The organism is Streptomyces sp. NPDC005878, assembly GCF_040629815.1.
In the GTDB taxonomy this organism is placed as follows: Bacteria; Actinomycetota; Actinomycetes; order Streptomycetales; family Streptomycetaceae; genus Streptomyces.
Map to the genome: position 1 here is coordinate 82,345 of NZ_JBEXWK010000001.1, position 13,169 is coordinate 95,513.

Consider the following 13,169-nt stretch of genomic DNA (forward strand, 5'->3'; position numbering starts at 1 on the left):
TCCTCCTGCTGCTGTTTCCGTCCCCGAACCACCGCCCGCAGCGCGTGTGGTCACGCATCGGTACCCGGTCCCCCGGATCGCAATCCGATGCGTACGACCCGGGGGACTCCCGGGGCACCCGTTGCGGACGGCGTTGAACGGGTACCCACAGATCATGACTATCGATCAACGAGGCCCCGCCCTGCCGGACGCCCGCGGGGAGCTCTCCGCCGCGGTCATCGGCCACCTGCGCGGCGAGGGCACCCCGCTCCCGGACACCCGGGCCGTCGACCGCGCCGAGCCCTACGGCGAGGACCTCCAGCTCGCGCTGTACGTCAGCTACGAGCCGCACTACCGCGGCTTCGCCGGGGTGGACGACGGCTGCGAGTGGGACCCCGCGCTGCTGACCGCGCGGGCCCTGCTGGAGGGGCGCTTCCTGACGGCACTGCGCCGGGACGCGGCCCGGGAGCACGACCTGGACGACGCCCTGGGCGAGCTGCTCGTGGAGCCCGTCCACGGCAGCGGGGTCTCCCACTACCTCCAGGAGGAGGGCCATCTGTGGCAGCTGCGCGAGTACGCCGCCCAGCGCTCGCTGTACCACCTGAAGGAGGCCGATCCGCACGCCTGGGTGCTGCCCCGCCTGTGGGGGCGGGCGAAGGCGGGGATGGCGGCGGTGGAGTTCGACGAGTTCGGCGGCGGGCGCGCCGAACGGGTGCACGCCCGGCTCTTCGCCGACCTGATGACCGACCTCGGCCTCGACACGGCGTACGGCCGCTATCTGGACGCGGCGTCCGCCGGGATGCTCGCCACGGTCAACCTCATGTCGCTGCTGGGGCTGCACCGGAGTCTGCGGGGCGCCCTGGTCGGCCATTTCGCCACGCTGGAGATCACCTCGTCGCCGGGTTCCCGGCGGATGGCGCTGGCGCTGAAGCGCGCGGGCGCGGGCGCCGCCGCGGAGCTGTTCTACACCGAGCACGTGGAGGCCGACGCGGTGCACGAGCAGGTCGTGCGGCACGAGGTGATCGGCGGCCTCCTGGAGGAGGAACCGCGGCTCACGGCCGATGTCGTGTTCGGTATCGACGCCACCGTGTTCCTGGAGGACCGCTTCGGCGAGGAGCTGCTCGGCCACTGGCGGGCGGGCCGCTCCTCGCTGCGCGTACCCCTCGATGACGGGCCGGGGCACGGCTCCGAGGGATAAACCAGGATTTAGTGGGATCTTTTTCGGATTCCCGGGCACTCGGCGCACATGACTCTTCTCGCCCCACCCGGCGTCTACGCCCCGCAGGCCGACACCGCCCTGCTGGCCGAGGCTCTGTACGAGGAGCCGCTGTCCCCGGGCGCCCGGGTCCTGGACGTGGGCACCGGCACCGGCGCGCTGGCCATCGCCGCCGCCATGCGCGGGGCCGAGGTGACCGCGATCGACATCTCCCGGCGCGCCGTCCTGACCGCGCGCGTCAACGCGCGGCTGGCCCGGCTGCCGGTCCGCGTGCTGCGCGGAGACCTGCTGACACCGGTCGTGGGCGGCGCCTACGACCTCATCCTGAGCAATCCGCCCTACGTCCCGGCGCGGACCGCCACCGCCCCCCGGCGCGGCGCCGCGCGGGCGTGGGACGCCGGGTACGACGGGCGGCTGCTGGTGCGCCGCATCTGCGGCGAGGCGCCGCCCCTGCTGCGCCCCGGCGGAGCGCTGCTGATGGTCCACTCCGCGCTCAGCGACCCGGACACCAGCCTGCGGGAGCTGCGCGCCGAGGGGCTGAAGGCGGCCGTCATCGCCCGCCGGTTCATCCCCTTCGGGCCGGTGCTGCGCGAGCGCCGGAGCTGGCTGGACGCGCAGGGCCTGATCGAGGACGACGAGACGACGGAAGAGCTGGTGGTCATCCGTGCCGAACGACCCGAGTGACGAGCCGCGCCGCATCCGTGTGCGGCGCGAGGGCCCCGTCCTGGTGGAGGGGCCGGTGGAGGTCGTCCTGGAGGACGGCAGCAGCGCGTTCTCCGACCGCTGTGTGGTGGCGCTGTGCACCTGCCGCCGCAGCCGGACCTACCCGTGGTGCGACACCAGCCACCGCCGCCGCGTCTGACCGCGAAGGACGAGCCGGGGGTCAGCGGCGTGCGGCGTGCACGCGGTCGGGGGTGAGCGGCAGTTCCCGGAAGCGGACGCCGGTGGCGTGGTGGACGGCGTTGCCGATCGCGGCGGCCGTCCCCACGATCCCGATCTCCCCGATGCCCTTGCTGCCCATCGGGTTGAGGTGGGGGTCCTCCTCGTCGATCCAGTGCGCCTCGATCGCGGGCACGTCGGCGTGGGCGGGCACGTGGTAGCCGGCCAGATCGCTGCCGATGAACGCGCCGGAGGCCGGGTCCACGCTGCCGCTCTCGGTGAGCGCCATCCCCAGGCCCATGACCATGCCGCCGATGAACTGGGAGCGGGCCGTGCGCGCGTTGAGGATGCGCCCGGCCGCGTAGACCCCGAGCAGTCGGCGCACCCGCACCTCGCCGGTGTCGGTGTCGACGGCGGCCTCGGCGAAGTGGGCGCCGAAGGCGTGCCGCGCGTACGGGGACTCCGCGTCCGCCGTGCCCTCGGTGTCGGCGGACGCCGTCAGCCCGCCGGGCGGCAGCGGGCCGGGGCGGGCGGCGAGCTGCCGGGTCAGGTCCCGGCACGCCTCGTGCACCGCCCAGCCCCAGGACGAGGTGCCGGAGGACCCGCCCGCGAGCGGGGCCTTGGGCAGCCCGGTGAGACCGATCTCGGTACGGACCGAGTCCACGCCCACGCCCAGCGCCTCGGCGGCGACCTGGGCGAGTACGGTACGGGCGCCGGTGCCGATGTCGGTGGCGTTGATCCGTACGACGTACAGCCCGTCGGTGTGGGCGGTGACCGTCGCGCGGCTCGGTGAGATCAGCACCGGGTAGGTGGCGGCCGCGACCCCCGTGCCGGTCAGCCACGGCCCCGAGCGGCGCACGCCCGGGCGCGGGTCGCGCTCGGCCCAGCCGAAGCGCGCGGCGCCCTCGCGCAGGCACTCGACGAGGTGCCGGCTGCTGAAGGGGTGCCCGCTGTCCGGCTCGGCCGGAGGCTCGTTGCACACCCGCAGCTCCACGGGGTCCATCCCCAAGGCGCTCGCCAGTTCGTCGACGGCCGACTCCAGGGCGTACATCCCGGGGGTCTCGCCCGGTGCGCGCATCCAGGACGGGGTGGGTACGTCCAGGGCCACCGCCCGGTGGCTGGTGCGGCTGCTCCCGCTGGTGTACATCACCCGGGCGGGCACCGCCGCCTGCTCGACGAACTCCTTGACCCGGGAGGTGTGGGTGGTCACCTCGTGGATCAGCGAGGTGAGGGTGCCGTCGGGCCGGGCGCCGAGCCGCAGGCGGTGCAGGGTGGGGGCGCGGTGTCCGACGAGTTCCGTCAACTCCCTTCGGGGCAGGGCGAGTTGGACGGGACGCCCGGTGTGCCGGGCGGCGAGCGCGGCCAGGACGACATGGGGACGGGGTGTGCCCTTGGAGCCGAAGCCGCCGCCGACGTGCTCGCTGACGACGCTGACCCGCTCCTCGGGCAGCGAGAAGAGCCGCGCCAGCACCTGGCGCACGGTGTCGGCGCCCTGGCTGGAGTCGAACACGGTGAGGGAGTCGTCCTGCCACATCGCGGTGGCGCCGTGCGGCTCCATGGGGTGGTTGTGCAGCGGGGGAACCGTGTACGACACGTCCACCCGCACCGCCGCCTCGGCGAACGCGCCCTCGGGATCACCCTGCCGGCGCTCCCCGGGGTATCCCCCGTTGACCTCGTCGGGCTCGTAGGCGTCCGGGTGGTCCCAGGCCAGGGCGGTGTCGTGCGGCTCGCTCGCGTACCCGACCCGTACGGCCCGGGCGGCCTCGCGCGCCGTCTCCAGGGTCTCGGCGACGGCCAGCGCCACCGGCCACCCGTGATGCGGCACCCGGGCGTCCTGGAGGACGGCCAGTGTCGGGTCGTCCCCCTCGGCGAGCCGGGGCGCGGTGTCGGGGGTGAGGACGGCCAGGACGCCGGGGAGCGCGAGAGCGGCCGAGGTGTCGAGAGAGGTGACCTTGCCGCGCGCGACGGTGGCGGGCACCGGCCAGGCGTGGACCCGTCCGGGCGGCGCGTACTCCGTCGCGTACTTGGCGGCGCCGGTCACCTTCGCGCGGCCTTCGCGGCGCTCGACCGGCGCGCCCAGGGGGCTCGGGCTCGATCCCACGGCGGCTCTCCTCTCGGGGTGTTCAGGACCGGGCGATCAGCGAGCCGAGCACCTCGCGGGCGAGGTCGCGGGCGAGTGTCACCTTGTAGGCGTTGTCCCGCAGCGGGACGGCGGCGGAGAGTTCGGCGTCCACGGCCCGAGCGATCGCCTCGTCGGTGGCCGGGCCGCCCAGCAGCGCGGCCTCCGTGCGCCGGGCGCGCCAGGGGCGGTGGGCCACTCCCCCGAAGGCGACCCCGATGTGCTCGACCACCCCCTTCTCCACCTTGACGGCGGCGGCGACGGAGGCGAGCGCGAAGGCGTAGGACGCGCGGTCGCGCGCCTTGCGGTAGCGCGAGACGGTGCCGCCGGGCAGGGCCGGCAGCAGCACGCTGGTGATGAGTTCGCCGGGGCGCAGCACGGTCTCCTGGTCGGGGGTGTCCCCGGGCAGCCGGTGGAACTCGGTCAGCTCGACCGTCCGGCCTCCGCCGGGCCCGGCCACCTCGACCACCGCGTCCAGGGCCGCCAGCGCGACGGCGAGGTCGGAGGGGTGGGTGGCGACGCAGTGCGGGGAGTGGCCGAGCACCGCGTGGTCGCGGTTGACGCCGTCCAGGGCGCCGCAGCCGCTGCCCGGTACCCGTTTGTTGCAGGGTTTGCCCAGGTCCTGGAAGTAGGCGCAGCGGGTGCGCTGGAGGAGGTTTCCCGCCGTGGTGGCCACGTTGCGCAACTGCCCCGAGGCGCCGCTGAGCACGGCCTGCGAGAGCACCGGATACCGGTCGCGGACCAGCGGGTGCACGGCGAGGTCGGTGTTGCGCACGGTCGCCCCGATCCGCAGGGCGCCGTCGGGCAGCTCCTCCATCCCGTCGAGGGGCAGCCGGGTGATGTCGACGAGCAGGTCGGGCCGCTCCACGCCGAGCTTCATCAGGTCGACGAGGTTGGTGCCGCCGCCCAGGTACTTGGCCTCCGGGCGGCCCCCGTGGGCGGCGGCCGCCTCCGCGACGCTCCGGGCGCGCACGTAGTTCAGGGGCTTCACGCCGTCACCTCCCGGGCCGCCAGGTCCCGTACGGCGACTTCCTGGACGGCCTCCACGATGTGCGGATACGCGCCGCACCGGCACAGGTTGCCGCTCAGGCGCTCGCGGATCTCGTCGGCGGTCAGACGCACCGGGCCGTCGCCGGGCGGGCGTTCGGTGTCGGTGACGACGGAGGGCTGGCCGGACCGGGCCTCCTGGAGCATGCCGACGGCCGAGCAGAGCTGGCCCGGTGTGCAGTAGCCGCACTGGAGCGCGTCCCGGTCGAGGAACGCCTGTTGCAGGGGGTGCAGCTCACCGTCGGAGCCCGCCGCGTCGGCCAGCCCCTCCACGGTGACCACGTCGCAGCCCTCCAGGGCGACGGCGAGCAGCAGACAGCTGTTGACCCGCCGCCCGTCGAGGAGCACGGTGCACGCCCCGCACTGCCCGTGGTCGCAGCCCTTCTTCGAGCCGGTCAGGGCGAGGTGTTCGCGCAGCAGGTCCAGCAGGGTGGTGCGGTGGTCGAGTTCGAGGACGTGGACGGTGTCGTTCACGCGCAGGCTCACGCGCGAGTGCGTCGGCGGGAGCAGGGCTCCGTGCTCGGCCGGTCCGGAGCCGGGTTGGGGGTTGGGGTCACGCGGGCCATCGCTTGCTTCCATCCTCACGGCTCCTCGGTCCGACGGGTCGGCGGAGTCTCCACCCTCGTACAGCCGACGCGCTCCGGCATCCCGGGCGCGTCCGTCCGGCCGGTCCGAACGCCGCCCGTGCGGCGGTACACCGGGCCCGTACCGGCCGAGTGGCGCAAACCCATGCCGGTTCGCGCGGTCCGCGGACGGGTAACCACCTGTCATGCTCACCTTTGGGGTCGAAGAAGAGTATTTGCTGGTGGACCCCGTGACGGGCCGGCCCCTGCCCCGCGCGGAAGAGGTACGGGCGCTGACCGGCCCGGACGCGGTCGGAGAGCCGGAGGTGCAGCTGGAGCTGCTCCAGGCTCAGGTGGAGGTGGCGACCCCGGTCTGCCTGACGCTGGCGGAGCTGGGCGGCCATCTGACGCGGCTGCGGCACCTGGTGGGGACCGCCGCCGAGCGGCTGGGCTGCCGGGTCGCCGCCGTGGGGGCCGCCCCCGTCAACGGCACGGGACCGGTCGCCGTCACTCCGCGGCCCCGCTATCTGGCGATGCGGACGAACGCGGGGCAGCTGGTCGAGGAGCAGTTCATCAACGGGATGCACGTCCACGTCGGCGTGCCCGACCGGGAGGTCGGCGTCGCCGTGCTCAACCGGATCCGGGTCTGGCTGCCCACGCTGCTGGCCATGTCGGCCAACTCGCCGCTGTGGCACGGCCGCGACACCGGGTTCGCGAGCTGGCGCACCCTGGTCTTCGGCCGCTGGCCCGTCAGCGGGCCGCCGCCGCGCTTCGCCGACCTCGACGACTACGAGAGCCGGGCGGAGGCGCTGATCGCGGCCGGGGCGGCGTGCGACAGCGGGCAGCTCTACTGGCACGCGCGCCTGTCCGAGCGCTATCCCACCATCGAGGTGCGCTGTCTGGACGTGCAGGTGCGGGTGGACGAGGCGGTGATGCTCGCCGGGATCATCCGCGGTCTGGTCGCCACCGCGATCCGCGAGCACAAGGACGGCGACCCCGTTCCGGAGTGCCCGCTCGAAATACTCCAGGCCGCGACCTGGCGCGCGGCCCGGGAGGGGCTGAACGGCGTCCTCCTCGACCCCGACGGGCAGCGGCGCAGCTGCGGCGAGGTGCTGTGCCGGCTGGCCCGGCACATCGGCCCCGCCCTGGAGGCGGCCGGCGACGGGCTGGAGGTGAACTCGCTGATGCAGCGGCTGCTGCGGCGCGGCACCGGCGCCGACCGGCAGCACCGGGCCTTCACCGAGGGCGGGATCCCGGCGGTCATGGAGCTCGTCACGAGCCAGAGCCACCGGGTCTGAGCTCCGGAACCCGTCGGGGCCCGCGCGTTCCGCCGCGCCCGCCGCCGCTCAGGGGGCTCAGGCGCCCACGTAGGCCGCCAGATGCTCGCCCGTCAGGGTGGAGCGGGCGGCCACCAGGTCGGCCGGGGTGCCCTCGAAGACGATCCGCCCGCCGTCGTGACCTGCGCCCGGGCCCAGGTCGATGATCCAGTCGGCGTGCGCCATGACCGCCGGGTGGTGTTCGACGACGATGACCGACTTGCCGGAGTCCACCAGCCGGTCGAGCAGGCCCAGCAACTGCTCGACGTCGGCCAGGTGCAGCCCGGTGGTGGGCTCGTCCAGGACGTACACCCCGCCCTTCTCGGCCATATGGGTGGCCAGCTTGAGCCGCTGGCGCTCGCCGCCGGAGAGCGTGGTGAGCGGCTGCCCGAGGGTGAGGTAGCCGAGCCCGACGTCCGAGAGCCGGGTGAGGACCTTGTGCGCCGCCGGGGTGCGCGCCTCGCCGTCGGCGAAGAACGCCTCGGCCTCGTCCACCGGCATCGCCAGCACCTCGCTGATGTCACGCCCGCCCAGACGGTAGGCGAGGACGGAGGCGTCGAACCGCTTCCCGTCGCAGTCCTCGCAGGTGGTGGCGACCCCCGCCATCATGGCCAGGTCGGTGTAGACGACTCCGGCGCCGTTGCACCCCGGGCAGGCGCCCTCGGAGTTGGCGCTGAACAGCGCGGGCTTCACGCCGTTGGCCTTGGCGAACGCCTTGCGGATCGGGTCGAGCAGCCCGGTGTACGTGGCCGGGTTGCTGCGCCGGGAGCCCTTGATGGGTCCCTGGTCGACCGGGACCACGCCCGCGCCGGGCGGGATCGAGCCGTGGACCAGGGAGCTCTTGCCGGAGCCCGCCACCCCGGTGACCACGCAGAGCACGCCCAGCGGCAGGTCGACGTCGACATCGCGCAGGTTGTGCGCCTTCGCGCCGCGGATCTCCAGGGCGCCGCTCGGGGTGCGCGGCTTCTCCTTGAGCGAGGCGCGGTCGTCGAGGTGGCGGCCGGTGACGGTGTCGCCCGCCCGCAGCCCCTCGACGGTGCCCTCGAAGCAGACGGTGCCGCCTGCCGTACCGGCGCCGGGCCCGAGGTCGACGACGTGGTCGGCGATCGCGATGGTCTGCGGCTTGTGCTCCACCACCAGCACCGTGTTGCCCTTGTCGCGCAGCCGCAGCAGCAGGTCGTTCATCCGCGCGATGTCGTGGGGGTGCAGACCGGTGGTGGGTTCGTCGAAGACGTAGGTGATGTCGGTGAGCGCGGAGCCCAGGTGGCGGATCATCTTGACGCGCTGCGCCTCGCCGCCGGAGAGCGTGCCCGAGGGCCGCTCCAGCGCCAGGTAGCCGAGACCGATCTCCACGAACGAGTCGAGGGTCCGCCGCAGGCTCGTGAGCAGCGGCGCGACGGTGGGCTCGTTCAGCTCCCCTGCCCAGGCGGCCAGGTCGCTGATCTGCAGGGCGCAGGCGTCGGCGATGCTGATGCCCGCGATCTTCGAGGAGCGGGCCGCCTCGCTCAGCCGGGTGCCGTCGCACTCGGGGCAGGTCGTGAAGGTGACCGCCCGGTCCACGAACTCCCGGATGTGCGGCTGGAGCGCCTCCCGGTCCTTGGACAGCATCGACTTCTGGATCTTCGGGATGAGCCCCTCGTAGGTGAGGTTGACGCCCTCGACCTTGACCTTGGTCGGCTCCCCGTAGAGGAAGTCGTGCATCTCCTTCTTGGTGAACCTGGCGATCGGCTTGTGGGGGTCGAGGATGCCCGACTCGGCGTAGACCCGTACGGTCCAGAAGCTGTCCGACTTCCATCCGGGGATGGTGAACGCGCCCTCGGCGAGGGACTTGGACGCGTCGTAGAGCTGGGTGAGGTCGATGTCGGAGACCGAGCCCCGGCCCTCGCAGCGGGTGCACATGCCGCCGGTGCGGTTGAAGGTCGCCTTCACGGCCTGGGTCCTGCCGGCGCCCCGTTCGACCGTGATCGAGCCGCTGGCCCGGACCGAGGGGACGTTGAAGGAGTACGCGTTGGGCGGGCCGATGTGAGGGCGGCCGAGCCTGCTGAAGAGGATGCGCAGCATCGCGTTGGCGTCGGTGGCGGTGCCGACGGTGGAGCGGGGGTCGGCGCCGATGCGCTGCTGGTCGACGACGATCGCGGTCGTCAGTCCTTCGAGGACGTCGACGTCGGGGCGGGCCAGCGTGGGCATGAAGCCCTGGATGAAGGCGCTGTACGTCTCGTTGATCAGCCGCTGCGACTCCGCGGCGATCGTGTCGAAGACCAGCGAGCTCTTGCCGGAGCCGGAGACGCCGGTGAACACCGTCAGCCGGCGTTTGGGGATCTCGACGCTGACGTCCTTGAGGTTGTTCACGCGCGCGCCGTGCACGCGGAGCACGTCGTGGCTGTCGCCGTCCCGTGGCGCGGGCGAGCCCGTGTCCGTCCTCCTGGCCGTGCCCATGGTGTCTCCCTCTGCCGTCCGGAGCGCCTCGCGCGGTCTGTGCCGGGACCGCTTCCGGACCGATCTAACCAGCTTCGGCCGACGGCGTCGCCCTGTTCGGTGGAGACGGGCGCCGACCGGGCGGCCGGCAATTCCCCCTTCGCGCCCCACGCACTCCCCCGCGCACACCACCACGTTCTCCGAATGGGACTCCGCCGGACGCATACGGCCCGTTTCAGGGAAATCCGTGCCATCTCTTTCGACGGGAATCCTTTGCCCCACGAAGGAACAACCGTCATATCCGTTCACCAAGCGAGGAGTTGCCGCCGAATTCCGTCGCACACACAGCGGGGCCGCCCGGACTCCTGGTCCGGGCGGCCCCGCTGAGGCAGGACTCGCTCTCGCTCGACGGTCCTGAAACCGGTGTCAGACGACCGGCGGACGACCGCTGTAATAGCCACCGACCTGGTCGTGGTACCCGGCGTCGCCGAGGTGCTTCTCCCTGTCGAACTCGGGGGCGGCCTTGATCTCGGCCTTCGTGCGGTTCACGTAGACCTTCTTCTCCTCCGCGTCCAGCTGCGTCACCGTACCGGCGGGCAGGAGCACGTGCTTGCCGAAGATCCACACACCGGTGTCGACCACGATGTACGCGGAACCCACTTCGTCGGAGTGCTTGTCGACCTTGCCGATGCTGCCGTCGGTCGCCTCGACGCTCCATCCCCGCAGGTCCGCGCCGGCGAGGTGGCCGCTGGTGTCCGGGTAGCCCCAGATGTTCTCCGTCATGAAACGTGATTCCTTTCGTTTGTACGCCGGAAGAGCGTCGCCGTGTACGTCATTTCGGTGACGCCCTCTCCCGACGGACCGGGTGCCCGAATCCTCCCGGTCGACACATGGCGTTCCGGGCGGCCTTCCGGTCTTGCCGGAGCCTTCGCGCGGAAGGGCCGCTACCAGCGATACCAGCGGCCGGACCCTCCCTTGGGCCGGGCGACGAAGCCGATGAGCCACAGCACCAGTACGGCGATCGCGACCCACCACAGGATCTTGAGTGCGAAGCCGGCGCCGAAAAGGATCAGGGCCAGCAGAAGAACGAGGAGCAACGGGACCATGGAAATCAACCTCCAGCTCTTCGTGTGCCCTCATTGGCGGGGCACACACATTCAGGGAGACGCTTTATCGGTGGCCGCTTTCCGGGGGTTCAAACGGTCCCGGTCGAAGAGAATGAGAAAGCTTGTGCGGGGTACCCCTTCGCGGGGCTTCGCAGAGGTCCGCCGGGGCCCACCGGTAGGAGGCCGGGCCCACCGGCACGAGGGAAGAAGAGAACAGGACGAGACCATGCCGCAGACCGTTGTGATCACCGGCGCCAGCGCCGGGGTCGGCCGCGCCACCGCCCGCCGGTTCGCGCGGCGCGGCGCCCGGGTCGTCCTCCTCGCACGCGGCAGGGCGGGGCTGGAGGCCGCCGCCGCCGAGGTGGAGGAGGCCGGGGGGCGGGCGCTGGTGCTGCCCACCGACGTCGCCCACCACGAGGAGGTGGAGAAGGCGGCCGAGCTGGCCGAGGCCGAGTTCGGCCCGATCGACGTATGGATCAACGTCGCCTTCACCTCCGTCTTCGCGCCCTTCACCGAGATCGGCCCCGAGGAGTTCCAGCGCGTCACGGACGTGGCGTACCTGGGCTTCGTCAACGGCACCCGCGCCGCCCTGGCCCGGATGGTCCCGCGCGACCGGGGCGCCGTCGTCCAGGTCGGCTCCGCCCTCGGCGAGCGCTCCATCCCGCTCCAGTCGGCCTACTGCGGCGCGAAGCACGCCGTCAACGGCTTCACCTCGTCCGTACGGACCGAACTCCTGCACCGGGGCAGCCGCGTGCGCGTCACCGTGGTGCAACTGCCGGCGGTCAACACCCCGCAGTTCTCCTGGGTGCGCTCCCGGCTGCCGAAGCATCCCCGGCCGGTGCCGCCGATCTACCAGCCCGAGGTCGTCGCCGAGACCATCGCGTACGCCGCGGACCATCCGCGCCGCAAGCAGTACTACGTGGGCGCCTCCACGGTCGCCACGCTCTGGGCCAACCGGTTCGCCCCCGCGGTGCTCGACCGCTATCTGGCCCGTACGGGCTACGCGTCGCAGCAGACCGACACGGTCCCGCCCGTGGACGGGCCGGGCAACCTGTGGCAGCCCCTCGACGACCGCCCGGGCGACGACCACGGCGCCCACGGCGTCTTCGACGACAGCGCGACCGCCCGCTCGCCCCAGGCGGCGCTGGCCCGCCACCCCGCGCTCGCGGCCGGGGCGGGCGCTCTGGCGGGCGCCGCCGCGCTGCGGTGGGCGAGGGCGCGGCGCGGGGGCGGCTGAGGCACCCACCCCGTACGGTCGGATCAAGGCAGGGACAGACGAAAGGCAGCCGGAATGACACGCGCGGCGATCTTCGACGTCGACGGAACGCTCGTCGACACCAACCACCTGCACGTGGTGTGCTGGTGGGAGGCGTTCCGCCAGGCAGGACACCGGGTGGCGACCCACGCCGTCCACCGGGCGATCGGACTGCCCTCGGAGGATCTGATCGCCCATCTGCTGGGCGAGGACCGCGACAAGGACCAGGACTCCGAGCTCAGCGCCGCCCACACGGCCCTGTACGCCACCTACTTCGAGCGCCTGGCTCCCATCGCGGGCGCCGCGGACCTCCTGCGCGCACTGGACGGACGGGGCTGGCGGGTGGTCCTCGCCACCTCCGCGGGCGGCGCCGAACTGGGCGCGCTGCGCAAGGCCATCGACGCCGACGACGTGATCGCCGGAGTGGCCAGCGCGGACGACGTCGCCTCCGGCAAGCCGGCCCCCGACCCGGTCCACCAGGCACTGGAGCTGGCGGGCGCGGACGCCGCCTGCTCGGTGTTCGTCGGCGACACGGTCTGGGACATGAAGGCGGCGGCGAAGGCCGGGGTGCGCCCCCTGGCGGTGCTGGCCGGCGGCATCCCGCGCCGCGATCTGGAGGAGTCGGGCGCGCAGGCCGTCTACGACGACCCCGCCGACCTGCTGGCCGCGCTCGACGACAGCCCGGTGGCGGAGCTCGAACGGCGTAACTGAGGGGACGCGGAACGGCGGACGCGAAAAGGCGGACGCGGACGGGCCCTGGGCTCCGTCCGCGTCCGCCGTCGGTTCCGGGCGCTCCTACCGGCCTCGGAGGGTCAGCTGGAGGTCCACCTCCTGGTCGCCCGAGGCCGTTCCCGCGTCCTCGACCTCGAAGGTCCGGTGCAGGACGTCCCGGAGGCGGGCGACCGCGACGGGGCCGCCCTGGACGTCGATGGTCACCTTGTCGCCCAGCTCGGCGGGGCTGACGTCCTCCGGCACCTGGGAGGTGTCGAACGTCGCGGTCCACACGGTGGGGCGCGCCGGGTCGGGGGTCGTGGGGCCGTGGATCGTGCCACCGGCGGTGTCCGTCGAGAAGTACCGGCGCAGCGCGTCCAGCACCGTCTCGGCGTCAGCGGCCGAGCACGCGCTGAGCACCACCTGTACGCGCTGCTCGGGCGGCGCCTGGGATGCGGCGGTGGGCTTCATGGGAGAACTCCTCCTGCTTCGATCACTTCGGGTCTGCTTCGTTCACTTCGGGCCCTGCTTCGGATCTGCTTCGGTCGGTGACGGCCCGCGTC

Annotated in this window: 13 protein-coding genes; 6 read left to right on the forward strand and 7 right to left on the reverse strand. The window is 73.1% G+C overall.

Annotation, left to right across the window (positions count from 1 at the left end):
- The first annotated feature begins 154 nt into the window (after nt 1-154).
- From ABZ404_RS00400 to ABZ404_RS00410, 3 genes are read left to right on the forward strand one after another with little or no spacing between them, the layout of a single operon-like run.
- The gene (locus ABZ404_RS00400; RefSeq protein WP_358837522.1) at nt 155-1,177 is read left to right on the forward strand and encodes an iron-containing redox enzyme family protein; all 1,023 of its coding nucleotides are present in this window, start codon (nt 155-157) and stop codon (nt 1,175-1,177) included.
- Between the two features lie 48 nt (nt 1,178-1,225).
- On the forward strand, nt 1,226-1,879 hold the full coding sequence (locus tag ABZ404_RS00405; protein WP_358837523.1) for a HemK2/MTQ2 family protein methyltransferase: 654 nt from the start codon (nt 1,226-1,228) through the stop codon (nt 1,877-1,879).
- Complete coding sequence (locus ABZ404_RS00410) at nt 1,860-2,057, forward strand: CDGSH iron-sulfur domain-containing protein (RefSeq protein WP_358837524.1); 198 nt, start codon at nt 1,860-1,862, stop codon at nt 2,055-2,057. The genes ABZ404_RS00405 and ABZ404_RS00410 overlap by 20 nt, the downstream gene beginning before the upstream one ends.
- A 21-nt stretch (nt 2,058-2,078) precedes the next feature.
- Here the strand turns inward: ABZ404_RS00410 and ABZ404_RS00415 are convergent, their stop codons facing one another.
- Genes ABZ404_RS00415 through ABZ404_RS00425 form a run of 3 tightly spaced genes read right to left on the reverse strand, consistent with a single transcriptional unit; the run spans nt 2,079 to nt 5,819 of the window.
- Nucleotides 2,079-4,175, reverse strand: coding sequence for a xanthine dehydrogenase family protein molybdopterin-binding subunit (locus ABZ404_RS00415; RefSeq protein WP_358989928.1), 2,097 nt, complete (start codon nt 4,173-4,175; stop codon nt 2,079-2,081).
- Nucleotides 4,176-4,197: 22 nt separating this feature from the next.
- Nucleotides 4,198-5,184, reverse strand: coding sequence for a xanthine dehydrogenase family protein subunit M (locus ABZ404_RS00420; protein ID WP_358836775.1), 987 nt, complete (start codon nt 5,182-5,184; stop codon nt 4,198-4,200).
- The gene (locus tag ABZ404_RS00425; protein ID WP_358836774.1) at nt 5,181-5,819 is read right to left on the reverse strand and encodes a 2Fe-2S iron-sulfur cluster-binding protein; all 639 of its coding nucleotides are present in this window, start codon (nt 5,817-5,819) and stop codon (nt 5,181-5,183) included. Before ABZ404_RS00425 ends, ABZ404_RS00420 begins: the two co-directional genes overlap by 4 nt.
- Before the next feature lie 190 nt (nt 5,820-6,009).
- On the opposite strand from ABZ404_RS00425, the gene ABZ404_RS00430 reads away from it, so the two are divergent.
- Complete coding sequence (locus ABZ404_RS00430) at nt 6,010-7,101, forward strand: glutamate--cysteine ligase (RefSeq protein ID WP_358836773.1); 1,092 nt, start codon at nt 6,010-6,012, stop codon at nt 7,099-7,101.
- Between the two features lie 57 nt (nt 7,102-7,158).
- On the opposite strand, the gene ABZ404_RS00435 is transcribed toward ABZ404_RS00430, so the two are convergent.
- The 3 genes from ABZ404_RS00435 to ABZ404_RS00445 all read right to left on the reverse strand — a co-directional run bounded on the left by ABZ404_RS00435 (nt 7,159) and on the right by ABZ404_RS00445 (nt 10,640).
- Nucleotides 7,159-9,555 carry an excinuclease ABC subunit UvrA gene (locus ABZ404_RS00435; RefSeq protein WP_358836772.1) on the reverse strand — a complete coding sequence of 799 codons (2,397 nt, stop codon included), beginning with the start codon at nt 9,553-9,555 and terminating at the stop codon, nt 7,159-7,161.
- A gap of 405 nt (nt 9,556-9,960) precedes the next feature.
- Nucleotides 9,961-10,317: a PRC-barrel domain-containing protein gene (locus ABZ404_RS00440; RefSeq protein ID WP_358836771.1), complete on the reverse strand. Its 357-nt coding sequence runs from the start codon at nt 10,315-10,317 to the stop codon at nt 9,961-9,963.
- Between the two features lie 161 nt (nt 10,318-10,478).
- Nucleotides 10,479-10,640 (reverse strand): hypothetical protein, encoded by a 162-nt coding sequence (locus ABZ404_RS00445; protein WP_030931772.1) that lies wholly within the window; start codon nt 10,638-10,640, stop codon nt 10,479-10,481.
- A 226-nt stretch (nt 10,641-10,866) separates the two neighbouring features.
- On the opposite strand from ABZ404_RS00445, the gene ABZ404_RS00450 reads away from it, so the two are divergent.
- Together ABZ404_RS00450 and ABZ404_RS00455 are read left to right on the forward strand one after the other, a co-directional pair.
- Nucleotides 10,867-11,877, forward strand: a complete 1,011-nt coding sequence (locus ABZ404_RS00450) for an SDR family oxidoreductase (protein WP_358989931.1) — start codon at nt 10,867-10,869, stop codon at nt 11,875-11,877.
- 54 nt (nt 11,878-11,931) lie between these two features.
- The gene (locus ABZ404_RS00455; protein ID WP_358837875.1) at nt 11,932-12,606 is read left to right on the forward strand and encodes an HAD family hydrolase; all 675 of its coding nucleotides are present in this window, start codon (nt 11,932-11,934) and stop codon (nt 12,604-12,606) included.
- Nucleotides 12,607-12,690: 84 nt separating this feature from the next.
- On the opposite strand, the gene ABZ404_RS00460 is transcribed toward ABZ404_RS00455, so the two are convergent.
- Nucleotides 12,691-13,077 carry a hypothetical protein gene (locus ABZ404_RS00460; protein ID WP_358836981.1) on the reverse strand — a complete coding sequence of 129 codons (387 nt, stop codon included), beginning with the start codon at nt 13,075-13,077 and terminating at the stop codon, nt 12,691-12,693.
- Nucleotides 13,078-13,169 lie beyond the last annotated feature (92 nt).

Bases quoted from the DNA above. Each gene is read 5' to 3' on its own strand.
- ABZ404_RS00450 (WP_358989931.1), top strand. From the start codon at position 10,867: ATGCCGCAGACCGTTGTGATCACCGGCGCCAGCGCCGGGGTCGGCCGC.
- ABZ404_RS00425 (WP_358836774.1), bottom strand. From the start codon at position 5,819: ATGGAAGCAAGCGATGGCCCGCGTGACCCCAACCCCCAACCCGGCTCC.
- ABZ404_RS00400 (WP_358837522.1), top strand. From the start codon at position 155: ATGACTATCGATCAACGAGGCCCCGCCCTGCCGGACGCCCGCGGGGAG.
- ABZ404_RS00405 (WP_358837523.1), top strand. From the start codon at position 1,226: ATGACTCTTCTCGCCCCACCCGGCGTCTACGCCCCGCAGGCCGACACC.
- ABZ404_RS00440 (WP_358836771.1), bottom strand. From the start codon at position 10,317: ATGACGGAGAACATCTGGGGCTACCCGGACACCAGCGGCCACCTCGCC.
- ABZ404_RS00435 (WP_358836772.1), bottom strand. From the start codon at position 9,555: ATGGGCACGGCCAGGAGGACGGACACGGGCTCGCCCGCGCCACGGGAC.
- ABZ404_RS00460 (WP_358836981.1), bottom strand. From the start codon at position 13,077: ATGAAGCCCACCGCCGCATCCCAGGCGCCGCCCGAGCAGCGCGTACAG.
- ABZ404_RS00445 (WP_030931772.1), bottom strand. From the start codon at position 10,640: ATGGTCCCGTTGCTCCTCGTTCTTCTGCTGGCCCTGATCCTTTTCGGC.
- ABZ404_RS00430 (WP_358836773.1), top strand. From the start codon at position 6,010: ATGCTCACCTTTGGGGTCGAAGAAGAGTATTTGCTGGTGGACCCCGTG.
- ABZ404_RS00455 (WP_358837875.1), top strand. From the start codon at position 11,932: ATGACACGCGCGGCGATCTTCGACGTCGACGGAACGCTCGTCGACACC.